The sequence below is a fragment of the Paraburkholderia tagetis genome (assembly GCF_022213065.1).
Lineage (GTDB): Bacteria > Pseudomonadota > Gammaproteobacteria > Burkholderiales > Burkholderiaceae > Paraburkholderia > Paraburkholderia tagetis.
Genome location: NZ_JAKLJA010000003.1, coordinates 188,311 through 211,954, shown reverse-complemented (window position 1 = coordinate 211,954; position 23,644 = coordinate 188,311). Strand labels below are relative to the sequence as shown.

Annotated in this window: 22 protein-coding genes, 1 tRNA gene and 1 pseudogene; 17 read left to right on the top strand and 7 right to left on the bottom strand. The window is 65.5% G+C overall.

Annotation, left to right across the window (positions count from 1 at the left end):
- Nucleotides 1-47 precede the first annotated feature (47 nt).
- The 9 genes from ybgC (at nt 48) to L5014_RS06045 (ending at nt 6,543) form a co-directional block, all read left to right on the top strand.
- On the top strand, nt 48-542 hold the full coding sequence (ybgC, locus tag L5014_RS06085) for a tol-pal system-associated acyl-CoA thioesterase (RefSeq protein WP_238462870.1): 495 nt from the start codon (nt 48-50) through the stop codon (nt 540-542).
- A 154-nt stretch (nt 543-696) separates the two neighbouring features.
- Nucleotides 697-1,374, top strand: coding sequence for a protein TolQ (gene tolQ / locus L5014_RS06080; protein ID WP_238462678.1), 678 nt, complete (start codon nt 697-699; stop codon nt 1,372-1,374).
- 27 nt (nt 1,375-1,401) lie between these two features.
- Entirely contained in the window at nt 1,402-1,848 is a 447-nt protein-coding gene (gene tolR, locus L5014_RS06075; protein ID WP_238462677.1) for a protein TolR, read from the top strand.
- Entirely contained in the window at nt 1,845-2,861 is a 1,017-nt protein-coding gene (tolA, locus tag L5014_RS06070) for a cell envelope integrity protein TolA (protein WP_238462676.1), read from the top strand. Before tolR ends, tolA begins: the two co-directional genes overlap by 4 nt.
- 125 nt (nt 2,862-2,986) lie before the next feature.
- Nucleotides 2,987-4,279 (top strand): Tol-Pal system beta propeller repeat protein TolB, encoded by a 1,293-nt coding sequence (tolB, locus tag L5014_RS06065; RefSeq protein WP_238462675.1) that lies wholly within the window; start codon nt 2,987-2,989, stop codon nt 4,277-4,279.
- A gap of 18 nt (nt 4,280-4,297) precedes the next feature.
- Entirely contained in the window at nt 4,298-4,807 is a 510-nt protein-coding gene (gene pal, locus L5014_RS06060) for a peptidoglycan-associated lipoprotein Pal (protein ID WP_238462674.1), read from the top strand.
- Nucleotides 4,808-4,830: 23 nt separating this feature from the next.
- Nucleotides 4,831-5,580, top strand: a complete 750-nt coding sequence (gene ybgF, locus L5014_RS06055) for a tol-pal system protein YbgF (protein WP_238462673.1) — start codon at nt 4,831-4,833, stop codon at nt 5,578-5,580.
- A gap of 287 nt (nt 5,581-5,867) precedes the next feature.
- Nucleotides 5,868-5,943 (top strand) — tRNA-Lys (locus L5014_RS06050).
- Between the two features lie 153 nt (nt 5,944-6,096).
- On the top strand, nt 6,097-6,543 hold the full coding sequence (locus L5014_RS06045) for a BspC domain-containing protein (protein WP_238462672.1): 447 nt from the start codon (nt 6,097-6,099) through the stop codon (nt 6,541-6,543).
- Between the two features lie 240 nt (nt 6,544-6,783).
- Here the strand turns inward: L5014_RS06045 and L5014_RS06040 are convergent, their stop codons facing one another.
- From L5014_RS06040 to L5014_RS06030, 3 genes are all read right to left on the bottom strand, one after another.
- Complete coding sequence (locus L5014_RS06040; RefSeq protein ID WP_238462671.1) at nt 6,784-7,365, bottom strand: YceI family protein; 582 nt, start codon at nt 7,363-7,365, stop codon at nt 6,784-6,786.
- Nucleotides 7,366-7,507: 142 nt separating this feature from the next.
- Nucleotides 7,508-8,095 carry a YceI family protein gene (locus L5014_RS06035; protein WP_238462670.1) on the bottom strand — a complete coding sequence of 196 codons (588 nt, stop codon included), beginning with the start codon at nt 8,093-8,095 and terminating at the stop codon, nt 7,508-7,510.
- A gap of 176 nt (nt 8,096-8,271) precedes the next feature.
- On the bottom strand, nt 8,272-8,835 hold the full coding sequence (locus tag L5014_RS06030) for a cytochrome b (RefSeq protein ID WP_238462669.1): 564 nt from the start codon (nt 8,833-8,835) through the stop codon (nt 8,272-8,274).
- Between the two features lie 117 nt (nt 8,836-8,952).
- Here L5014_RS06030 and L5014_RS06025 point away from each other — a divergent pair, with 117 nt between their 5' ends.
- Together L5014_RS06025 and L5014_RS06020 are read left to right on the top strand one after the other, a co-directional pair.
- Nucleotides 8,953-9,870 (top strand): LysR family transcriptional regulator, encoded by a 918-nt coding sequence (locus tag L5014_RS06025; RefSeq protein ID WP_238462668.1) that lies wholly within the window; start codon nt 8,953-8,955, stop codon nt 9,868-9,870.
- A gap of 554 nt (nt 9,871-10,424) precedes the next feature.
- Nucleotides 10,425-10,718, top strand: a complete 294-nt coding sequence (locus tag L5014_RS06020) for a hypothetical protein (protein WP_238462667.1) — start codon at nt 10,425-10,427, stop codon at nt 10,716-10,718.
- Nucleotides 10,719-10,827: 109 nt separating this feature from the next.
- On the opposite strand, the pseudogene L5014_RS06015 reads toward L5014_RS06020, so the two are convergent.
- A pseudogene (locus tag L5014_RS06015) lies at nt 10,828-11,445 on the bottom strand (ParB-like protein); the annotation flags it as partial.
- Nucleotides 11,446-11,854: 409 nt separating this feature from the next.
- On the opposite strand from L5014_RS06015, the gene L5014_RS06010 reads away from it, so the two are divergent.
- Nucleotides 11,855-12,691 carry a mechanosensitive ion channel family protein gene (locus L5014_RS06010; protein ID WP_238462666.1) on the top strand — a complete coding sequence of 279 codons (837 nt, stop codon included), beginning with the start codon at nt 11,855-11,857 and terminating at the stop codon, nt 12,689-12,691.
- Between the two features lie 83 nt (nt 12,692-12,774).
- Here the strand turns inward: L5014_RS06010 and L5014_RS06005 are convergent, their stop codons facing one another.
- Entirely contained in the window at nt 12,775-13,467 is a 693-nt protein-coding gene (locus L5014_RS06005; RefSeq protein WP_238462665.1) for a DedA family protein, read from the bottom strand.
- A 289-nt stretch (nt 13,468-13,756) separates the two neighbouring features.
- Here L5014_RS06005 and mutL point away from each other — a divergent pair, with 289 nt between their 5' ends.
- The 5 genes from mutL (at nt 13,757) to L5014_RS05980 (ending at nt 21,517) form a co-directional block, all read left to right on the top strand.
- The gene (gene mutL / locus L5014_RS06000) at nt 13,757-16,015 is read left to right on the top strand and encodes a DNA mismatch repair endonuclease MutL (protein WP_238462664.1); all 2,259 of its coding nucleotides are present in this window, start codon (nt 13,757-13,759) and stop codon (nt 16,013-16,015) included.
- 7 nt (nt 16,016-16,022) lie between these two features.
- Nucleotides 16,023-17,039, top strand: a complete 1,017-nt coding sequence (gene miaA, locus L5014_RS05995; protein WP_238462663.1) for a tRNA (adenosine(37)-N6)-dimethylallyltransferase MiaA — start codon at nt 16,023-16,025, stop codon at nt 17,037-17,039.
- 354 nt (nt 17,040-17,393) lie between these two features.
- Nucleotides 17,394-18,839, top strand: a complete 1,446-nt coding sequence (gene dalD / locus L5014_RS05990) for a D-arabinitol 4-dehydrogenase (protein ID WP_238462662.1) — start codon at nt 17,394-17,396, stop codon at nt 18,837-18,839.
- Between the two features lie 137 nt (nt 18,840-18,976).
- Nucleotides 18,977-20,458 carry a xylulokinase gene (xylB, locus tag L5014_RS05985; protein ID WP_238462661.1) on the top strand — a complete coding sequence of 494 codons (1,482 nt, stop codon included), beginning with the start codon at nt 18,977-18,979 and terminating at the stop codon, nt 20,456-20,458.
- Between the two features lie 105 nt (nt 20,459-20,563).
- Nucleotides 20,564-21,517 carry a sugar-binding transcriptional regulator gene (locus tag L5014_RS05980; RefSeq protein WP_238462660.1) on the top strand — a complete coding sequence of 318 codons (954 nt, stop codon included), beginning with the start codon at nt 20,564-20,566 and terminating at the stop codon, nt 21,515-21,517.
- 192 nt (nt 21,518-21,709) lie between these two features.
- Here L5014_RS05980 and L5014_RS05975 read toward each other — a convergent pair whose 3' ends face one another.
- Both L5014_RS05975 and L5014_RS05970 read right to left on the bottom strand, forming a co-directional pair.
- Nucleotides 21,710-22,828 (bottom strand): ABC transporter ATP-binding protein, encoded by a 1,119-nt coding sequence (locus L5014_RS05975; RefSeq protein WP_238462659.1) that lies wholly within the window; start codon nt 22,826-22,828, stop codon nt 21,710-21,712.
- 117 nt (nt 22,829-22,945) lie between these two features.
- A complete protein-coding gene (locus L5014_RS05970; RefSeq protein WP_238462658.1) occupies nt 22,946-23,632 on the bottom strand; it encodes an HAD family hydrolase in 687 nt (228 codons plus the stop codon).
- Nucleotides 23,633-23,644: the final 12 nt, after the last annotated feature.

Below are 23,644 nucleotides of genomic sequence, written 5' to 3'. Positions count from 1 at the left end.
CCTGCATCAGTCGTACGAACGGCGTGCCGGCCGCGCGTTCCGGTAGAATGCGCGGCATGGAAAGATCTACCTGCAATCCGGACGCGACCCCATCACAGGCCGCAGCCGGCTTTACCTGGCCGGTACGCGTCTACTACGAAGATACTGATGCCGGCGGCATCGTGTTTTACGCGAACTACCTGAAGTTCTTCGAGCGCGCGCGCACCGAATGGCTGCGCGCGTGCGGCGTTGATCAGCGCAGGCTCGCAGAGGAGTCCGGCGAGCTGTTCGTCGTGCGCAGCACCGCGCTCGATTACCGGTCGCCGGCCCGCCTCGACGACGTCGTGACGATCGTGAGCCGGCTCGAAAAGCTGGGTCGCGCGTCGGTCGATTTCGTGCAGGAAGCGTGGCGCGGCGACACGCTGTTAGCAACCGGAAAGATTCGCGTTGCCTGTGTGAATGGCGCAGAAATGCGCCCCGCCGCCATTCCTGACCACGTTTTTGAAGCTTTGGAGCGTGGACTGAAGAAAGTCTTGCCGGCTGTGTCAACGGCGGCGCAGTAATTGTCGTTGATACGACGCCAGTGAACTCGCCGCGGTCGATTCAGGACCAAGCTGGGTTCGGTTGCAACGGTGCGAGGCCTTTCTATTTGCATTCGGGGAAATTCGCGTTGTCTTGCAGCCGCTCGCCCCTTCCGGGACGTCATCAAGAACCTCTATGAACACTACACAAGATCTGTCGATCCTTTCTCTCGTTCTTAATGCGAGTGTACTGGCACAGGCAGTGATGGGCTTGCTCCTGTTGCTGTCCCTGATTTCCTGGACCTTCATCTTCCGCAAGTGGTTTGCCATCCGCCGCGCGCGCAGGCAGACCGAGAACTTCGAGCGCGACTTCTGGTCGGGCGGCGACCTGCAGGCGCTCTACCAGAGCGCGGCCAACAACCGTCACACGATCGGCGCGCTCGAGCGTATCTTCGAGTCGGGCATGCGCGAGTTCCTCAAGGCCAAGGAGAAGCGCCTGAACGATCCGAGCCTCGTGCTAGATGGCGCACGCCGCGCGATGCGCGCGGCCTTCCAGCGCGAAATGGATGCACTCGAGGCGAACCTCTCGTTCCTCGCGTCGGTGGGCTCGGTGAGCCCGTATATCGGTCTCTTCGGCACGGTCTGGGGGATCATGAACGCGTTTCGCGGCCTCGCGAACGTGCAGCAGGCTACCCTCGCGAACGTCGCGCCCGGCATTGCCGAAGCGCTGACCGCCACCGCGATCGGCCTGTTCGCCGCCATTCCGGCGGTGGTCGCGTACAACAGCTACGCGCACGACATCGACCGCCTCGCGATCCGCTTCGAAACGTTCATCGAAGAATTTTCGAACATCCTGCAACGTCAGGCCCACTAATCTTCACCAGACAGCAAGGAGTCGAAGATGGGAGGCTCAGTCCGTTCGAGCATGCGAGGCAGCCGCTCGCGCCGTGCGATGGCAGACATCAACGTCGTGCCGTATATCGACGTGATGCTGGTGCTGCTCGTGATTTTCATGGTGACGGCGCCGCTGGTCGCGCCGTCCATTATCAATCTGCCAACGGTTGGCGGCGCAAGCCAGCAGCAGCAGACGCCGCCTGTCGTGGTCAACATTCGCCCCGACGGCAATCTGAGCGTACGCTATAAGGACGATTCCGGCGCCACGCAGCAGGAAAACATGTCGCGCGCCGATCTCAACGGCTTCGTCGCCGAGCGCGAGCAGAGCCATCCCGACCAGCCCGTCGTGATCGCAGCCGACAAGTCCGTCAAGTACGAGACGGTGATGAACGTGATGTCCGACCTGAAGTCGCGCGGCGTCAAACGTGTCGGACTGCTCGTCAAATCGCAATGACCCGGAACAACGATTCGTATCCGCTGCAGCCTCCGCGCGAGCGGGGCACGGGACGTGCTCTTGCGCTCGCCGTGGTCATGCATGTGCTGCTCGGTTTGTTCCTCTACCACGGCATCCACTGGCAGAACAGCACGCCTGCGGGCGAAGAGGCGGAGCTCTGGACCGAGGTGCCGGACCTGTCGACGCCGCGGCCTTTGCCGCCGCCCGCGCCGGTCACCCCTGCCCCGCCGCCGCCGCAAACGCAAGAGGCCGACATCGCGCTGCAACAGTTAAAGCGTAAGCAGCAGCAAGAAGCGGCACGCGAGGCGCAACTCGCCGAGCAGCAGCGTCTGAGGGCGCAGCAGGAAGCCGAGGCGAAGCGCCAGCAGCAACTCGCTGCGCAGCAGGCCGCGCAGCTCGCCTTGCAGCAGAAGCAGGCAAAGCTCAAGCAACAACAGCAGGAGCAGCAGCAGGCTGCCGCCGAGAAGCTCAAGCAGCAACAGCAGCAGCAAGAGGCGCAGAGGAAGCTCGCCCAGCAAGAGGCGCAAAAAGAGGCACAAAAGCAGGCGAAACTCGATGCGCAGAAGAAGGCCGACGCCGAAAAGGCCGCCAAGGCCAAGGCGCAAGCCGAAGCCCAAGCGAAGAAGCTCGACGCCGAACGGCGCGCGCGCATCGCGCAGATGCAAGGCTCGATGGGTGGCGGCGCAGGCACAAGCGGCAACGGTCTCGCGAAGAGCGGCACCGGCAGCGGCTCGGGCGGCAACGCCGCTTCGCCGGGCTACGCAGACAAGGTGCGGCGGCGCGTGCGTCCGAATATCATCTGGGCCGGTGAGACGGCGGGCCTGGAAACGGAGATTTCGGTGCACTGCTCGGCAAGCGGCACGCTGCTTTCGGCCACCATCTCGCGCAGCAGCGGCAATTCGCAGTGGGACGACGCCGCGTTGCGCGCCGTCCAACGATCGGATCCGATGCCGCTCGACACGGATGGCAAAACGCCGTCGAACTTTAAAATTACCTTGCGCCCAGCAAGCTAAGGGCGCCAGGCGGGGCACAGGGAAGCCGGTGCACGGCAGCAGATCGAGGAACGATTCGAACGTTTCCGGGTCAGTCTGCTGTTGCACGGTGTGACAAAAATCGCTTTTTCAGGAAACAGCACAGTATGAGTTTGATGACGAAGCTTGGCCTGCGAACGCTCGTCGCGTCTTGCCTGATTACAGTCGGCAGCGCAGCGAACGCACAACTCAACGTCCTCGTCACCGGCGTGGGCTCCACCCAGTTCCCCATCGCCACGGCAAATTTCGCGGGCGAAGCGAACTCGCCGCAGCAAGTCGCCGCCATCGTGCGCGCCGACCTCGCTCGCAGCGGCAAATTCACCAACATCGACGCAGGCAGCGCACCGATCTCGGAAAACGATTCGGTCGACCTCGGCAGCTGGAAGGCCAAGGGCGCCAACGCGTTCGTTGCGGGCAGCGTCAACAAGCTCGCCAACGGTCAGTACGAAGTGCGCTTCAAGCTGTATGACACGGTGAAAGGGCAAAGCCTTGGCGGCCTCGTGCTGCAGAGCCCGGCAAACGGTCTGCGCATGAGCGCGCACAAGGTTGCGGACTACATCTATCAGAAGCTGCTCGGCGACCGCGGCGTGTTCGCCACGCGCCTGTCGTACGTGATCAAGACGGGTAACCGCTTCCAGTTGCAGATTTCGGACTCCGATGGACAAGACGCGCACATCGCGCTCTCGAGCCCCGAGCCCATCATCTCGCCGGCCTGGTCGCCTGACGGCACCAAGGTTGCGTACGTTTCTTTCGAAAAGAAAAAGCCCATCGTCTACGTGCATGACCTGCCCACGGGACGGCGCGTCATGATCTCCGACCAGAAGGGCAACAACTCGGCGCCGGCCTGGTCGCCGGACGGCCGCACGCTCGCCGTCGCACTGTCGCGTACGGGCAACACGCAGATCTTCGCCGTCAATGCCGACGGCTCCGGTCTGCGCCGCCTCACGCAAGGCACGACCATCGACACGGAACCCACCTTCTCTCCTGACGGACGCTGGATCTACTTCACGAGCGACCGCGGCGGCCAGCCGCAGATCTACAAGATGCCGGCCCAGGGCGAAAGCGCTGGCGCAGCACAACGCGTGACGTTCACCGGCAACTACAACACGAGCCCGAAGGTCAGCCCTGACGGCAAGGAACTGGCGTACATCTCACGCACGGGCGGCGGATTTAAGCTGTACATTCAGGATCTGCAGTCAGGCGTCGCTACGGCGCTCACCGACACCACACATGACGAATCGCCAAGCTTCGCGGCGAACGGTCAGTACATTCTTTACGCCACTCAGGTGAACGGCCGTGGCGTGCTGGCTGCCGTATCGACCGATGGTCGGACGCGGCAAATCCTGTCCGTTCAGGGCGGCGTCGTACGCGAGCCGTCCTGGGGTCCTTTTATGCAATAACACTTCAGGAGAGCAATAATGATGTCGAATAAAGTCCGCCTGGCCTTGGCCGTCGCGATGATCGGTGCACTGGCCGCGTGTAAGTCGGGCGTCAAGACCGGCGAAAACGAAAACACCGGCGCGATGAACACCCAGCCGAACCCGAACGCCGTTGCCCAGGTGAACGTCGACGAGCTGAACAACCCGAACAGCCCGCTCGCCAAGCGCAGCGTGTACTTCGACTTCGACAGCTACAGCGTCAAGGACGACTATCAGTCGCTGCTGCAAGCTCACTCGCAGTATCTGAAGACGCACCCGCAGCGTCACGTCCTGATCCAGGGCAACACCGACGAGCGCGGCTCGAGCGAGTACAACCTGGCGCTGGGCCAAAAGCGTGCTGAAGCTGTCCGCCGCGTCCTCGCGCTCGACGGCGTGGGCGATTCGCAGATGGAAGCCGTCAGCCTCGGCAAGGAAAAGCCGGTCGCGCTGGGCCACGACGAAGCATCGTGGTCGCAGAACCGCCGTGCTGATCTCGTGTACCAACAGTAATTGAGTATTGGATGAAGGGGCGTATGTCGCACCGTTTCTCCCTGCTGCGGGTAGCCGCAGCCGCCTGCGTAGCCGGAAGCGCCTTCGTGGCGCTCCCGGCCCACGCGGGTCTCTTCGATGACGATCAGGCGCGCCAGGCGATTCTCGACCTGCGCGCGAAAACGGACAACCTGTCTAGCCAGCTGTCCGCCGCCCAGCGCACGATCCTCGATCAGTCCAACCGTCTCGACCAGCTCAACCAGCAGGCCGCGACGCTGCGCGGACAGAACGAGGACATGGCGAACCAGCTGGCGACCCTGCAGAAGCAGCAGAAGGACTACTACACGGACCTGGATACGCGTCTCAAGAAGTTCGAGCCGCAGCAGCAGACCGTGGAGGGCATGCAGGGCACCGTTCAGCCGGGTGAAACGGAAGCGTTCAACTCCGCTTCGCAGCTCTTTCGCAACGGCGACTTCAAGCAGGCTGCATCGGCGTTCCGCAGCTTCATTTCGAAGTATCCGCAGAGCCCCTACCAGCCGACCGCGCAATACTGGCTCGGCAACGCGCTCTACGCGCTGAAGGACTACAAGGGGTCGACCGCGACGTGGCAGAACGTGGTCAAGAACTATCCGCAGCATCCGCGCGCGCCCGATGCGTTGCTGGCCATTGCGAACAATCAGATCGAGCAGGGGCAAAAGGCTGCGGCCAAGCGCACGCTCGAGCAGATCGTTTCGCAGTACGGCAGCTCAGAGGTGGCTCAGACGGCGCAGAGCAAGCTGTCACAGCTCAAATAAGCGCTGCTGTTCGAGCAAGGTTGTTCGCCCGCTCGTTGGTGTTTGTTGGTGCTTGTTGGTATTAGCTTGACCGCGAAGCGCGTCTCTCGCATGAAAGGAAATCCCGGAATACGTCAGCCGTCCAGACCGTATTCCGGGCATTTTCCGCACGTTTCGTGCGGCCGCGCTGCTTTTAGGTCTTTTTAGGTCTTAGCCCTGCACCGCTTGGCCTGCCCGATTCGCTTCAATAATTGGGCACCAAAGGTTGACACACGCAGAGAGCATCGCTATACTCTCGCTTCTCTTTTGGGTCGTTAGCTCAGCTGGTAGAGCAGCGGACTTTTAATCCGTTGGTCACAGGTTCGAATCCCGTACGGCCTACCAAAGAATCAGTCAGAAAGCCCAGTCCTCGCGGACTGGGCTTTTTGCTTTGATGCGCCTGCTTGCACCCCTGCAAGCCTCGCGGCGGCCTGCCCTCATCGGCGTGTATACTCCTCTCCCCGCTGTCCCTTCTTCAGTCGCACAGGCCACGTCATCATGAAGTTCTCGACTCTCGCCTGCGCCCTGCTCGCGCTGTTCTTGATCAGTCTGCGCGTCCAGGCGCAAATGCATGCCCCGCCCGAAGACTACGAATATCTGCGCCGCATTCGCGTGCCCGATGTCGTCGTGAATTGCATCTCCGCGCTCGACGAGTGGGTGCGCCAGGGCCGGCGCTACGATTCGCTGCTCGTGCCGGACCGCCGGGCGCTCACCGCGCGTATCGAAACGCCCGCGCCCGAAGGCGCCATCACGCGCGTGTCGTCTTCGGGCGCCATCGCACAGCCCGCGCCCATCGACACGGTCATTCATCTGCGCGGCTTCGCCAAGATGCGCGGCAAGTACGCCTGGGTGCCCGTGAAGGCGACCTGCGGCATCTGGCATACGCACGTCGTCGATGTCGCGCTGACGCCTCGCGCGGCGCACGAAAGCTCGTCCATCCAGTAAGTTCAAAACTGCGCGCGCACCGAGCCTGGTGCGCATGCCGCGCTCGCAACTCGCCTGACTCTACTCAATTTTTATTGCCGTCTGCATTGTCCTCGAGTTGACCGGCGTCCGCATCACACTCGCGCACTGCGCCAGGCACAAAAAAGCCCGTGCGCTTCACACGCACGGGCTCGCATCCTGACATGAGCGGCAAACGCTGCCGAAAACGCCGCCTTAACGCGTAGACGCCTCGCAGCGTCCTCAGTCGGCCTTGACGCCTTCCACCTGGATCTGCAGCGTCGTAGCCATCTTGAAGCCATAGGGCTGGCCGTAGTTCACGCCGTAGTCGGAGCGATCGAATTGGGCGGTCGCGTCGGCGCCGCACACTTCACGCTTGAGCATCGGGTTCTGGAAGCACTTGAACGAGTCGATCTTGAGGTTCAGCGGCTTCGTGACGCCGTGCAGCGTGAACGTGCCGATCACTTCGACCGGCTTGTCGCCGTCGAACTTGATCGACGTGCCCTTGTAGACGGCGGTCGGGTACTTGGCCGTGTCGAGCATTTCCGCCGAGCTCACGTGCTTGTCCAGCGCCCCATTGCCGGTGTCGATGGACGAGGCGTCGATGGTCACGTCGACCGTACCGGTCTTCGCCGCGCGATCGAGCACGACGGTGCCCGAGCTCTTCTTGAACTTGCCGCGCCAGACCGAGACGCCGCCGAAGTGGTCGGCTTCGAAGCTCGGGAAGGTATGCGACGGGTCGAGGTTATAGGTCGTGGGCGCGGCGAACGCGGGCGTGGCGATGGCGGCGGCCAGTGCGGCGGCGGCAAAAAGCGTGGTCTTCATGAAAGCGTGGTTCCTGATCCGAGTAAAGCTGCGAATAACGCGGCAAATAAAGTTGCAGATGAGCTGCAAAACAAGCTTCAAATAAAGCGTCGAATAAAACGCCGGATGCAACGGGCGACGGGCGACGGGCGACCGGCGCGCGTCAGTGCGTGGCGGTCACGATGTGAAACTTGATCTGCACGTCGTCGGCGACGATCGACGTGTCCTTCCACTCGCCCGAGCCGATGCCATAGGCGAGGCGCTTGATGGGCAGCGCGCCGTCGAACACCTGGTTCGCGCCATCCTTGTGGTATTTCACCGGCACGACGATGTCGGTCGTCTTGCCCTTGATCGTGAGCTTGCCCGCGACCGTATATGCACCGTTCGCGCCCGCCTTGATCTGCGTGGAGACGAACGTGGCGTGCGGGAAGTGCGCGGCGTCGAACCATTCGTCGCCGGCGACTTCCTTGTTGTAGTCGGGCGAGCCGAGGTCGAAGCTCGCCACTTCGACGTCGAGCTTCGCGCTCGATGCCGCGGCGTTGGCCGGGTCGAAATGCACGTCGGCCTTGAAGCGGTTGAAGCCCCCTTCCACCGGCACGTTCATCTGCTTGAACACGGCCGAGACGGAGCTTTTCGCGGCTTCGGCCGCGGCGTCCGCGTTGGTGGCGAAGGACGCGGTGAAGGCCGCGCCGGCGGCGAGCGCCGCGCCGAGCGCGACGATGGAAACTTTGGAGGCGAGACGTTGGATCATGGGCAGTCAGTTCGCTTTGAGCGGTGAAGGGACGACGAAGCTGGGCGCACGCCCCGATGCGCGCTGCGCTCAGTCGCGCGGCGCGCCCGGGCTTGCCTGCTGGGGCTTGCCTGCTGGGGCTTGCCTGCTGGGGCTTGCCTGCTGGGGCTTGCCTGCTGGGGCTTGCCTGCTGGGGCTTACCGGCTTGGCTTACCGAAAGGCAGCATGCGGGCGAGGATGTTCTGGCGATCGAGCAGTTGATGCTTCACGACCGCGAGCACATGCAGCACGACCACGGCAAGCAGCGTGTAGTTGAGCGCGGCGTGCACGAGCCGCAGCGCGCCCTTGAGCGCCGTGTCGGGGCCGATGATCGTGGGCAGCGGCCAGATGCCGAGATACACGACCTGGATGCCCGCTGCGGAGCTATAAAGATAGCCGGTCACGGGAATCGCGACCATCAGCACATAGAGCGCGAAGTGGCCCACGTGCGCGGCGGCGCGCTCCCAGCCCGACATGGCGCCAGGCAGCGCGGGCGAGCGATGCGTCGCACGCCACAGCAAGCGCACCAGCACGAGCGCGAACACGGTCACGCCGATCCACTTGTGCCACGAGAAGTAGCGCAGCTTGGTGGGCGTGATGCCGGGGATGTCGGTCATGACCCAGCCGAGCGCGAAGCCCCAGACGATCAGCACGGCGACCAGCCAGTGCAGCAGCATGGCGACGCCGCTGTAGCGGCCAGTGGGCTTGACGGAACGATTCATCGGCATGGACATCCTCAATAAGGAACGCGCACTTTAACCCGATGTAAGCTATTCAAACAATCGTCTAAAATGGATCATTACCATCCATTTTCTCGATAGGTCGATCCTGGAGCGCTCATGGACCGTTCTCCGAGTCTCGAACAGCTACGCGCACTGATTGCCGTGGCGGAAACCGGCAGCTTTTCGGCGGCGGCCCGCCAGCTCGACCGCGCGCAGTCGGTCGTGAGCTACACGATCGCCAATCTGGAGGCGCTGCTCGGCGTCGCCCTCTTCGTGCGCGGCAAGCGCAAGCCCGAGCTCACGGCGGCGGGGCGCGCGATTCTCGCCGATGCGCGCCGTCTCGATCTACTAATGGGTCAGCTTAACGCCAAGGTGGCCGGCTTGCAGCGCGGGCTCGAAGGCGAAGTCTCGGTGGCCGTGGATGTGATGTTTCCCTCCGCGCGGCTCGTCGAGGCGCTGCAGGCGTTCGCGCTGGCCTTTCCGACCGTGGCGCTGAATCTCACCATGGAGGCGCTGGGCGGCGTGCTCAAGCTGGTGCTCGACGGCGACTGCGCCATCGGCATCAGCGGGCCGAATCAGAACTGGCCGCACGTGATCGAGGCGCGCACGATCGGCACGGTCGAGCTCGTGCTGGTGGCGGCGCCGAGTCATCCGCTCGCGCAGGCTGCGCAGCCCGTGCGCATCTCCGACGCGCGCGAGCACACCCAGCTCGTGCTGACCGACCGCAGCCGGCTCACCCTCGGCCAGACCTTCGGCGTGTACAGCAACCGCGCGTGGAAACTGGGCGACCTGGGTGCGAAGCACCGCCTGCTGCTTGCGGGGCTGGGCTGGGGGTCGATGCCGCGCCATCTCGTCGACGCCGATCTCGAAGCCGGGCACCTCGTGCGCATCGCGCTCGCCGACCGCGGCTCGGTGAACTACAACATCTCGCTGATCCAGCGTACGGACGCCGCCACGGGCCCCGCGTGCCAGTGGCTCAGCCATTACCTCGCGAGCGGCACACCGCCTGGCACGATGCTGGCCGACGCGTACTGAACCCGCATCGGGCTCGACGGGGCCCGGAGGAGCGCGCCTCGCACGCGCTCAGTTGCCAGCCGTTGCTTCCCGGGCGTCTCGTGAATGCACTCCAGATTGCGCGCCCAGTTGCGTCGATACAACCCTCGCACGGCCGCCTGACAATGCTTCACAAACCCGCCTGAACCGCGCCACGCGGCGCGCTCGCGCTGACAGACGCTGTCTGGCACGCCCCGCTCCACGCGATGCCCATTTTTCGAGAAGCCTCCCCGTGCCATGATCGCGCCGCTTTCGATTCATCACCCATTCAAGACCGATTCACGAACTCTGTCCGCGATCAGCGCGCAAACCGCATGGTGCGGGCCGCCTGCCCGGCACGCGCCGCTTGTATGGCTTGTACGCCCTGGCCTGAACGGCTTGCGCGGCTTGTGCCGCTTGTGCCGCTTGCACGCCCTGCTTCGGCCGCCCTTTTTGTGCGTTGTCCTATACGTCTCATGTACACCTTCGTCTGCTGCCTGTTTTCAAATTTCGCTCTTCTCGCCGTCGTGCAACTCGTGTGCGCAATCGTTCGTGTCATGCGCCCCGATCTGCACGTGCGTGGCACACGCGTGTTCATCTGCGTAGTCGCACTTGCGTTCGTGTTCGACGCCGCGCTCACGTTTCTCGTGTTCGCCGATGCGGGCGGCCCGTGGCGCGATCACAGGCCATCGGAAACGTTCTTCGCGCGCACGACCGCCTACCTGGTCGCGGGCGTGCTGGCGATTGCCCTCGCACGCCTCGGATACCGCCGCAGCGCGCGCCGCAGAGCGCCGCCGGGCGCGCTCGTGATCGAAACGTCGCCGTACACCAAATCGACGCTGCCGATGTGAGCGCGCGCGGCGCGCTCATCCCACACCGCCCCCGCGCTCACCCCTTCTTCTTGCTTTTGCCCTTGCCCGACGCAGTGGCCGACGTTGCAGCCGGGGCGCTCGCGACCGGCACGACCCCGGACCAGCCAGGCAGATAGCGCGCATCGGGATCATGCGCATGCGCGAGCGCATCGGCCAGTGCCTTGTTGAAGTCCTTCTGCACGCGAGCGGAATCCACCTTCAGGCGCAGATAGTCGGCCCAAAGAAATTCGCTGAAGGGCGTCGTGTCCTTCGCGTAGCCACCCGCCCCGCGCAACTCGCCCGCGAGACTGCGATACGGGTCATCGGCGAGACCGGTGAGTTGCTTCGGCAGCGCCGCGTAATCGCAGCGCTGCCCCTGCGCATCGAACGGATGCACCCACTGGTTGTGCTCCATCATGCGCCAGAAGATCGTGGGATCGAGCCACGAGAGGTCCTTGATGACCGTGACGCGTGCGCTCGGCACGCCTTCGTTGAGCCACGCCAGCCCGAGATGATGATGATCGACCACGTAGTAGCGTTGCTTCGGACCGAGCACGGCCGGGAACCAGTGGTTGTCGATGGCCGCGACGCGTCCTTTCTTGTCGAGCGACTTCCAGTGCGCACGTTTGAGGTCGACCTCGCGAAACCCGACCGTGATCTGCGTCGGACGCAGTTCCTCGAGCTTCACAGTGATGAGATGCAAATCGGTATTGCTCGACAGAATCATGGAGTCCTCCTCGGTGATGTCTTGATGGTGTCTTGACCGTGACAATGTCGCACGCGCAACGATACCGCCGAACACTCATGCATTGCGCATGAAACGAGTGTGAAGTGAATGTGAAGCGAATCCAGGTCACTCGCGCGCTGCCTGGTGTCAACACGCGTCAACCCGCGCGCACCCGGGCACGTTCGTTGCACGCTCTCGCCACTTGGCCTATAAATGCACCTGCGAGCATGCGACGGAGCGTCGCAGTCCACCGCAGTCCACAACGCCCCGCCCCGAGCCCGCCAGTTTTGCCCACGGTTGCATCAGTCGTCTAGCGTAGTCCGCATCGCCTAGCAAGGGAGTGGCTGCAGTTAGTGCGTCTCTTGTCCGGCTCAATAACCATATCAACACCGTATCAAGCGAGGGCATCTTGGATCTCGAAACAGTTCGCACATTCATCATGACCCGGGGCATCGACTTCGGGAGCAAGGCCGTGGCGGCGATCGTCCTGTGGATCGTCGGGCGCTGGGTCATCAATCTGATCGCCGGCTTGCTGCGCAAGATGCTCTCGCGCAACCAGCGTGTCGATCCCACACTGGCGCACTACCTGAGTTCCATTCTCTCTGGAGTCCTGAATCTGCTGCTGGTCCTCGCCATTCTCCAGGTATTCGGCGTGCAGACCACTTCGTTCGCGGCGCTGCTCGCGGGTCTCGGCCTCGCCATCGGCACGGCCTGGGGCGGCCTGCTCGCGCACTTCGCGGCGGGCGTCTTCATGCAGGTGCTGCGTCCGTTCAAGGTCGGCGACTTCGTGACCGCGGGCGGCGTGACGGGCACCGTGAAGGAACTCGGCATCTTCGGCACAACCATCATCTCGCCGGACAACGTCGTGAACATCGTCGGCAACAACAAGATCTTTTCGGACACCATCTCGAACTTCAGCGCCACGCCGGTGCGCCGCGTCGAGCTGACCGCGAAGATCGCCAACGGCGTCGACCCCGTGGAGGCCGCCAACCGGCTGCGCGCCGCGATCGCGAAGATCCCCAACGTCGCACATGACCCGGCACCCGACGTCGAGCTGCTGTCGTTCACGCCCGAAGGACCGCTCCTGTGCGTGCGGCCCTATACGAACAACGATCACTACTGGCAGGTGTACTTCGACACCAATCGCGCGATTGTCGAGACGTTCCGCAACGCGGGCTACCCGACACCGGAAACGCCGTCCATCATTCGCCGCGTGGCTGAGCCCGCTACAGCCACACAAATATAGCCACACAAAGACAAACGGCATCGTCCTCGCGGGCGATGCCGTTTTTTATCGGGCTGAGCGGAACGTCGTCGCGCGCGATGGATTTAGTTGCGGTTGCCGTTCGGCCCACGCACGGCGTTGCTGCTCGAGTTCTTGCGCGTCATCTTCCAGAGCCCGCCGATGAGAACCGGCACGATCGCGGCACCGATGCCCACGAGCACGATCACGTTGAGGTACTGGCGAATGAACGGGATGTTGCCGAAGAAGAAGCCGAGCAGCACGAGCAGCAGCACCCAGAACAGCGCGCCCGCGACATTGAAGAGCTGAAAGCGCTGCATGCTCATCTGCGAGACGCCCGCGACGAACGGCGCGAAGGTGCGCACGACCGGAATGAAGCGCGCGAGCACGATGGTCTTGCCGCCGTGGCGTTCGTAGAAGTCGTGCGTCTTTTGCAGTGCGGCGCGGTCGAGGAAGCGTTCGAGCACGGGAATGCGCGTATTGAACACCTTCGGGCCGATGGCGCGGCCAACCAGATAGTTGACCGTATTGCCCGTGACCGCCGCCACGATCAGCAAGACCAGCAGCAGGCCGAGGTTCATCTCGTGCGTGGCCGCGAACGCGCCGCCGATGAACAGCAGCGAATCGCCGGGCAGGAACGGCAGCACCACGAGCCCGGTTTCGCAGAACACGATCAGGAACAGGACCGCGTAGACCCAGGCACCGTACTGGTGGATGAAGACTCCGAGAAACTTGTCGATGTGCAAGACAAGATTGGCAAACTGCAGCAGCGTATCCAAAAGTATCCCTTATTGGTCGTGGCACGCCCGCCCGTTGAGACATGCCCGTTCGGGACATGCCCGTTCGGGACATGCCCGTATCGGACGCGCGGGGCCGGTGTCGCGCGAGAAGCAAAATTGACCGCGCCATGATACCGAAAGTGCCCGTCGCCACGAAAAATTCCCTCGAAAAACGGCAAAATTCCGCCGAAAGCGCACCAAAAGCACCCCGAACGTCGGCAAAACCTGGGGCACCAGCGCGCCCCGAGGCGCCATAAGCGGCCAACGCCGACTCGCTATAATTGCGCGCATGTCTTCGAATTCCGATCTCGCCGGCGCTGGGGGAGCACCCAACAGCTCGCCCGACAGCGCACCCGACGGCGCACCCGCCCCTGCCGATAGCGCAGCCGCTCACGTCACTGCGGCAACTGCCGCAGCCGCGGACCCTGCCCACGCCTCGCGCGCCGCACAGCCCGCGCGCGCGATCCAGGCGCTGCCCGATCAGTTGATCAGCCAGATCGCCGCGGGCGAAGTGGTCGAGCGTCCCGCCTCGGTCGTCAAGGAACTGCTCGAAAACGCGCTCGACGCGGGCGCGACCACCCTGCGCATCCTGCTCGACGAAGGCGGCGTGAAGCGCATCTCGATCGCCGACGATGGCTGTGGCATCCCCGAAACCGAGCTGCCGCTCGCGCTGATGCGCCACGCGACCAGCAAGATCCGCTCGCTCGCCGAGCTCGAAAGCGTCGCCACTCTGGGGTTTCGCGGCGAAGCGCTGGCCTCGATCGCCTCGGTGGCGGAGATGTCGATCACGAGCCGCCCCGCGAGCGCCACGCACGCCGTGAAAATCGACGCGCACACGGGCGCGCTCTCGCCCGCCGCAGGCGGCCAGGGCACGACCATCGAAGTGCGCGAGCTGTACTTCAATACGCCCGCGCGGCGCAAGTTTCTGAAGAGCGAGCAGACCGAACTCGGCCATTGCCTCGAAATGATCCGCCGCAGCGCGCTCGCGCGGCCCGACGTGGCGATCTCGGTGCTGCACAACGGCCGCGCCGTCGAGCACTGGAACGCGAGCGATCCGGCCACGCGCGTTTCGAAGATCCTCGGCGAGACCTTCGCCACCGCGCACCTGCCACTCGACGAAAGCGCCGGGCCGCTCGCCGTGTATGGCTGCGCGGGCCTGCCCACCGCGAGCCGCAACCGCGCCGATCAGCAGTACTTCTTCGTGAACGGCCGCTTCGTGCGCGACAAGCTGCTCACGCACGCCGTGCGCGCCGCCTATGAAGACGTGCTGCACGGCGAGCGCTATCCGTCGTATGTGCTGTTCCTCGACCTGCCGCCCGAGGCCGTCGACGTGAACGTGCATCCGTCGAAGATCGAGGTGCGCTTTCGCGACTCGCGCTCGATTCACCAGTTTGTGTTCCATGCCGTGCAGCGCGCACTTGCACGCCACGCGGGCGCCTCGCCCGAAACCACCTCGGGCGGCCACGCCGCCATGATCGAGTCGCGGCCCGCGCCGGGCGCGGGTGTGCTGGGCGCATCGGCCGGGCTGGTTTCGGGGGCTTCCGGTGCTACGGGTGCTTCCAGTGCCGCGGGTGCCGTCGGCACGTCGCCCTCCTCGGGCTTCGGCACGCCGGGCAAGTTCGGCACCGCCAGCGTCGCGAGCAGCTTCGGCGGCTCGGGCAGCGGCCTCTCCGGCGGCGCGGGAAGCCGCGCGTCGGGGTTCGGCTCGGGCGGACCCAGCGGCTCGGGCGCATCGGGCAGCGGCGGAAATACCTGGCTGCGCCAGTCGCGCATGACGCAAGGCAGCCTGCCCGTCGCGCAACCACTCGCGCTCTACGACGCCCTGTTCGGCCGCAAGGACGTGGGCGCCGGCACCGCACAAGGCGCGACCTTGCCACAGGCCGGCCAGGCGGAAGACTCCGGCGCACGCGAGAGCGCGTCCTTCGCCACTCAGGCGCCCCAGCCTGCCTTCGACGCCCGCGACGACCATCCGCTCGGCTTCGCACTCGGCCAGGTGCACGGCATCTACGTGCTCGCGCAGAATGCGCGCGGCCTCGTGATCGTCGACATGCACGCCGCGCATGAACGCATTCTCTACGAGCAGTTCAAGCAGGCGCTCGCCGAGCGCTCGCTCGCGGTCCAGCCGCTCCTGATCCCCATTTCGATGACGGCCGATCCCGTGGAGACCGGCACCGTCGAGGAAGAAAAGGCCACGCTCGAAGCACTCGGCTTCGACCTCGCGGTGCTCTCGCCCACTTCGATCGCGATCCGCGCGGTGCCCGCGCTCCTGAAGGACGCGGACCTCCAGGCGCTCGCGCGCGCCGTGCTCGCCGACCTGCACGCTTATGGCGGCTCGCGCGTGCTGACCGAGCGCCAGCACGAGATGCTCGGCACGCTCGCCTGCCATCACGCGGTGCGCGCGAACCGGCGCCTCTCGCTCGACGAGATGAACGCGCTGTTGCGCCAGATGGAAGCGACCGAGCGCGCCGACCAATGCAATCACGGCCGGCCCACGTGGTATCAGCTCACGCTCGCCGACCTCGACCGGCTCTTCATGCGCGGCCAGTGAAGCACTCATGAAGCAATCCAGTGAAGCATTGCCCATCGCGTGTCTGCTCGGCCCCACGGCCTCGGGCAAGACAGCGGCCGCGCTCGCGTATGCGGCACAAACGGCGGCACACACGGCGGCACAGCACGCCAACGCGGCATGCGGGCGCGAAGTCGAGATCGTCAGCGTCGATTCGGCGCTCGTCTATCGCGGCATGGATATCGGCACGGCCAAGCCGAGCGCCGAGGAGCGCGCGGCGGCCGCGCATCATCTGATCGATATCGTCGATCCCGCCGATGCCTACTCCGCCGCCAACTTTCGTGCCGACGCCCTGCGCGTGACCGGCGAGATCCTCGCGCGCGGCAACCTGCCGTTGCTCGTGGGCGGCACGATGCTCTACTACAAGGCGCTCACGCAAGGGCTCAACGACCTGCCCGGCGCGGACCCCGCCGTGCGTGCGCAGCTCGACGCCGAAGCCGCGCGCGACGGCTGGCCCGCGCTCCACGCGCGTCTTGCACAAGTCGATCCGCCCACGGCCGCGCGCCTCGCGCCGAACGACTCGCAGCGTATCCAGCGCGCGCTCGAAATCTTCATGCTTTCCGGGCAGCCGATGTCGGCGCTGCTGGCCGCGCCGCGCTCGAACGCCGTGCAAGAGGACGAAGCAGCGCGCTACCGTTTCGTGCCCATCGCGCTCGAGCCTTCGGATCGCGGCGTACTGCACAAACGCATCGAGCAACGCTTCGACGCCATGCTCGCCGCCGGCTTCCTCGACGAAGTGAAGGCGCTGCGCGCGCGTGGCGATCTCGATCCGAATCTGCCGTCGATGCGCTGCGTGGGCTATCGCCAGGCGTGGGAATACCTCGACGGCGCCATCGACTACGCCACGATGCGCGACAAAGGCGTGTTCGCCACGCGCCAGCTCTGCAAGCGTCAGCTCACGTGGCTGCGCGCGATGCCCGAACGCATCGTTATCGATTGCTGCGCGGCCGACGCGACCGCGCAGGCTGTCGCCGCCATCTCAGCGGTGGCTGGCACCCAAGGCTGAGGCTTGCAGCGCGACGCTGCGGCCCGGCTGCGCCCTTCCCGCTTCCTGCTTGCTTCCTGCCTGCTCGCTTCCTGCCTGCTCGCGCCCCGCTTGCGTCCCGCTGCGCCCCGTTTGCATCCCCTTGCCGCCCGTTTGTGCGCCACAACATTGCCGCCGCACGCCCGGCCAGCGTGACCTGACACGCGGCTGTGCATCGTAAGGCGCCTGCGGCGCGTCACCAAAAACCCACCTAAGCCGTCTTGACTTTCGCGCGACCGGATACGATCATTCGTTCATCGATTGGTCAATTGTTCACACACGCGCCGAGCATAGACGCGCACAAAGCGCGCATGACGCTAATCTCAGGAGACACATATGGACAGCGAACGCAGCAACGCGAACGTGATCCTGCACATCGGCGCCGGGTCGTTTCACCGGGCGCATCAGGCGTGGTATCTGCATCGCGTGAATCTCGCGCGCAAGCCCGACGAGCCCGCATGGTCGCTCAGCGTCGGCAATATCCGTTCCGACATGAACGCCGTCATGGACGCGCTCGCCGCGCAGCACGGCGCCTACACGCTCGAAACAGTCACGCCGCAGGGCGAGCGCGCCTACGAGACGATCCGCTCGATCACGCGGGTGCTCCCGTGGTCCGCCGATCTCGCGGCGCTGATCGAGGCCGGCGCCGATCCAGCCTGCAAGATCATCGCATTCACGGTGACCGAGGGCGGCTATTACCTCGACGAGCACGACCGTCTCGACACCGCGAACCCCGACCTCGCCGCCGACCTCAACGGCGCCCGCGCCACGATCTACGGCGCGCTCGCCGCGATTCTCGAAGCGCGCATGACGCGCGGCGGCGATCCCGGCAAGTGCGCGGTCACGCTCCAGACCTGCGATAACCTGCGCAGCAACGGCAAGCGCTTTCACAAGGGCATGCGCGAATTCCTCTCGCTGCGCGGCGCGACGGCGCTGCGCGACTGGTTCGACGCCCACACCGCCTGCCCCGACTCGATGGTCGACCGCATCACGCCGCGCCCCACGCCCGACGTGCGCGAGCGCGTGAAAGCCGCAACCGGCGTCGACGACGCCTGCCCCGTGATGGGCGAGGCCTTCATCCAATGGGTGATCGAAGATCACTTCTGCGCGGGACGTCCCGCATGGGAGCGCGCGGGCGCGGAAATGGTCGAGTCGGTGATGCCTTATGAAGAGGCCAAGATCCGCATCCTCAACGCGACGCATAGCTGCATCGCATGGGCGGGCACGCTGGTCGGGCTCGATTACATCCACGAAGGCACGAACGACGCAGACATTCGCAGCTTCGCGCGCGAGTACGTGAGCGAAGACGTGATTCCCTGCCTCACGCCCAGCCCGCTCGATCTCGCGAAATACCGCGACGTGGTGCTCGAACGCTTCAGCAATCCGTACATCCAGGACACGAATCAGCGCGTGGCCGCCGACGGCTTCTCGAAGATTCCCGGCTTCATCGCGCCGACCATCGCGCAGCGCATCGCGGCCGGCGCAGCGCCTGCGGCCACGGCCATCCTGCCCGCGCTGTTCCTGCGCTTCCTGCAGCGCTGGAGCAAGGGCACGCTGCCGTACCAATACCAGGACGGCGTGATGGACGCCAAGGCCGTGACGAAGATGTTCGAGGCAAACGAGGCAAACGAGGCAAACGAGGCGAACGACGCGCTCGCCGTGTTCTGCGCCGACAAGCTGCTCTGGGGCAGCCTCGCGGGCAGCGCGCCGCTCGAAAGCGCCCTGCGCGACGCGCTCGCGCGCGTGGATGCCTGGCTCGCGAAGCGCGGATGCAGCGTCTGAGCGCGCACCGGGCGGGTTCGCCCTTGACCGCTCTCACGCCGCGCCATATGCACCGTGCCCCTGGGTCGGCGCGCATGGCGCGGCCCGGCGCACGCGGCTAAAGTAGCGCCTCAACCTCACGACTTTCGCGCGCGCTCATGTATCTCGGCATCGACCTCGGCACCTCCGAAGTAAAAGTTCTGCTGCTCGCACCCGACGGCCGCGCAATCGGCACCGCGGGCTCGCCGTTCACCGTTTCGCGCCCGCAGCCGCGCTGGGCCGAGCAGGATCCCGCCGACTGGTGGGACGGCACGCGCCGCGCGCTCGCCGCGCTGCGCGAGAAACATCCGCACGAATTCGCCCAGGTGCGCGGCATCGGCCTCTCGGGGCAGATGCACGGCGCGGTGCTGCTCGACGAGCACGATACCGTGCTGCGCCCCGCGATCCTCTGGAACGACATGCGCGCCGTCGACGAATGCGCCGAGCTCACCGCACGCGCGCCGCAACTGCATCGTGTGGCCGGCAACCTGGCGATGCCGGGCTTCACCGCGCCCAAGCTGCTGTGGATCGCGCGCCACGAGCCCGAGCACTTTCGCAAGACCGCCTGCGTGCTGCTGCCGAAGGACTGGCTGCGCCTGAAGCTCACGGGCGGCAAGGTCTCCGATCCCTCCGATGCGGCGGGCACGCTGTGGCTCGACGTCGCGAGGCGCGACTGGTCCGATGCGCTGCTCGACGCCTGCAACATGACGCGCGCGCAGATGCCCGCGCTCGCCGAAGGCAGCGCGCCTTCGGGCACGCTGCTGCCGCAGATCGCCCGCGAATTCGGCCTGCGCGAGGGCGTGGTGGTCGCGGCGGGCGGCGGCGACAACGCTACGAGCGCGATCGGCATCGGCGCCGTGCAGCCCGGCGACGGCTTCGTCTCGCTCGGCACCTCGGGCGTGCTGTGCGTGATCGGCGACCGCTTCCGCCCGAATCCGGCCTCGGCCGTGCATGCGTTTTGCCACGCGATTCCCGACCGATGGCACCAGATGAGCGTCGTGCTCTCGGCGGCCAGTTGCCTGCGCTGGGTCTGCAAGCTCACCGGCACCGACGAGCCCACGCTGCTCGCCGAAGTCGAGCGCCTCGCGCCACAGACGCTCGCGCAAGCGCCGCTCTTTTTGCCCTACCTCTCGGGCGAGCGCACGCCGCACAACGACCCCTACGCGCAAGGCGTGTTCTTCGGCATGACGCACGCGACCGATCGCGCGCTGCTCGGCTATGCCGTGCTCGAAGGCGTGACGCTCGCGCTCACCGACGGTCTCGACGCGCTGCGCGCGGCGGGCACCGAAGTGGGTCCGCTCTCGATGCTCGGCGGCGGCGCGCGCAGCGCGTATTGGGCGCAGCTAGCGGCCGATGCATTCGACACGCCCACGCGCCAGCACGGCGGCGGCGAGACGGGCGCGGCGCTCGGCGCGGCGCGCCTCGGCTGGCTCGCGGCGGGCGGCGCGTTCGACGAAGTGCTGGCGAAGGCGCCCGTCGCCGCCGAATACACGCCCGACGCGGCGCGCCACGCCGCGCTGCGCGAGCGGCTCGAAGCCTACCGCTCGCTCTACCGGCACGTGCGGCCCCTGTTCGATCCCGCGCGCGAGAAGCTCGCCTAGGCACGGCGGGTGTTTCCAGTACACTCGCCCCAAACATAAGCTCGCAAACAAGCACGCAAGCCATCCGCTCACGCATTCGCACCGCAGCCCGCACCAACCACCACCGTGCCCAAGTCCACCGAAAAACTCGATCTCGCCACTCGCGCCGCCTGGCTCTACTACGTGGCCGGCAACACCCAGAACGAGATCGCCGAAAAGCTCCAGGTTTCGCGCCCGGTTGCGCAGCGCCTCGTTGCGTTCGCGGTCGAAAAGAACCTGATTCGCGTGCGCGTCGATCATCAACTGGCCGACTGCCTCGCACTCGCGGACCGGCTCTCGAAGCGCTACGGCCTCGCGATGTGCGAAGTGGTGCCCGTGGACGGCGACACGCAGGAGGCCATCGACCGCAAGCTCGCGGTGGCCGGCGCCCAGGTGATGGAGCGCTATCTGACCGAAGAGCGGCCGATGGTCGTGGCGGTCAGCAGCGGACGCACGCTCAAGGCGGCCGTCGACCAGATCGCCCAGCTCGAGCGGCCGCAGCACCGCCTCGTCTCGATGGTGGGCGCGATCGCGCAGGATGGCTCGTCGAACCGCTACGACGTGGCGCTGCACATCTCCGAGAAAACCGGCGGCAAGCATTTCCTGCTGCCCGCGCCGCTCATCGCCGACAACGAGGCCGAGCGCGCGCAGTGGTGCAATCACCGGCTCTACCGCATCGTCGAGTCGCTGTCGGGCGAAGCCGATGTGGCGTTCGTGGGTATCGGCAATATCGGCGAGCATTGCCCGCTGCATGAGGACGGCTTCCTCACAACCGACGAAGTACACGAGTTGATGCGTCTTGGCGCGATTGCAGAAATGCTAGGACTGCCGATTGATACACGCGGCAAGCGCGTGGATTCCCCTACCGGAAGACGCGTGACGAGCCTGCATCTGGATGCGCCGCCCAAGCGCCCCACCATCGGCTTCGCGGGCGGCGCGCGCAAGCGCGAGGCAGTGATCGCAGCGCTCAAGGGCGGCTGGCTTTCGGGGCTCGTGACCGATGAGGAATGCGCACGGGCGGCGCTGGGGGATGAGGGCTGAAGTTGTCGTACCCGGTGTATCCGCCTACTTGTACCCGCGTACTGGCGGCTAACCCAGGCGCAAAAAAAGCCCGCTCGAAAGCGGGCATATAAGGCCTTGATTCAGGCCCCCTCTGCGACAACTGTGATGGCGCCGCCTCTGAACCGAAGCGGCGCCGGTCTCTCAAGACGCCTCAAGCCGCTTCAAGCCGCTTCAAGCCGCCATCTGCTGCGCGAAGCGGCGCTCGAACGCAATGCCATCGGCATCGAACAAATGGCAATGGTCCGGCGCAGCGCCCAACTTCATCGTCGAGCCGCGTTCGTGCTGCTCCAGCGGCGGAATGCGCGCAATCAAGCCATCCGGCGCAACGGGCGACTCCGCGTAGAGATAGGCCGCATCGCCAAGCGACTCCACCGTGTTGGCCCTCACGCTCACGCCGTACTCGCCCGAGTCCACGTGCATATGCTCGGGGCGGATGCCCACCGTCACCTTGTCGCCCTCGCGCGCGCCCGATGCGGTATGAGGCTCCACCGCCACCTTCTGCGTCTCGCCCGTTTCGTAGCGCACAATGACCCCGTCGCTCGCGACCTGCTGCACGACGCCATCGAGAAAATTCATCTTCGGCGAGCCGATGAAGCCCGCCACAAAGCGGTTCGCGGGCGCGTGATAGAGACGGTTCGGACTCCCTACTTGCTCCACATTGCCCGCCGAGAGCACGACAATCTTGTCCGCGAGCGTCATCGCCTCGACCTGGTCGTGCGTCACGTAGATCATCGTCGTCTTCAGCTCGTCGTGCAGACGCGCGAACTCGAGGCGCATTTTCACGCGCAGCGCCGCGTCGAGATTCGAGAGCGGCTCGTCGAACAGAAATACCTTGGGCTTGCGCGTGATCGCGCGCCCGATCGCCACGCGCTGGCGCTGGCCGCCGGAAAGCTGCTTGGGCTTGCGCTCGAGCAGATGGTCGATGTGCAGAATCTTCGCGGCGTTCTTCACCGCCGCGTCGATCTCAGGCTTCTTCGCGCCCGCGAGCTTCAGGCCGAACGCCATGTTGTCGTAGAGCGTCATGTGCGGATAGAGCGCGTACGACTGGAACACCATCGCAATGCCGCGCTTGGCCGGCGGCACATCGTTCATGCGCGCGCCGTCGATCAACAGGTCGCCGCCGCTGATGTCTTCGAGACCCGCGATCATTCGCATGAGCGTGGTCTTGCCGCAGCCGCTCGGGCCCACGAACACGACGAACTCGCCGTCCGCGATATCGAGGTTCACATCGCGCAGCACTTCGGTTTCGTCGTAGCGCTTATGTACGTCTGTGAGGATCACGCTTGCCATGATGTATGTCTCCATTCGTTGCGGCGCTCAGGGACGCTTGCCCGCACGCCGCGCTTCATTACGATTCGATCACCAGTCGACCATTCGATCGCGATTCGTCTTGCCGGAAAGCCACGCTCAGTGCGCGCGTGCCTCCGCCTTCTGTATCCACTCCGCCACCAGCGCGGGCAGCGCGCGCATGTCGTCGAAAATCGCCTGCGCACCCATGTCGCGCAACTCGAGCGCGTGCGCATCGCCGCCCACGTGCGCGCCGCCCACGAAGCCGAGCACGGTCATGCCCGCCGCGCGCGCCGCGCTCACGCCCGCCACGCTGTCTTCCACCACGAGGCAGCTCTCGGGCGCGATGCCCAGCCCCTGCGCCGCCGCGAGATAGACATCCGGCGCGGGCTTGGGTCTCGCCACCATATCGGCACAGTAGATCCGCTCGCCAAAGAAGCGCGCGAGGCCATTGCGCTCCAGCACGCGGCGCACCACTGCCGCGTAACTGTTGCTCGCGCAGGCCTTCGTGAGCGCGACGGCCTCCAGTGCCGCGCTCACGCCGGGAAAGAGCGGCGCTTGTGCCGCTTCGGTTTCGGCCACGGCGCGAATCGCGTCGACATCCGCGGACGTCAGCCGCCGGCCGAGCGCCTCGCTCGCGCCGCCCAGCACGCGCTCGATGCGCTGGCCGAGCAGCGGCATCAACACTGGCGCGATTGCAGCGCCCGGCCAGCGCGTTTCGAGCTCGCGCACCAGCACACGCGCGGCCACGGCTTCGCTGTCGATCAGCACGCCGTCGCAGTCGCAGATCAAGGCCTGAATGGTCATGAGTGGGTCCTT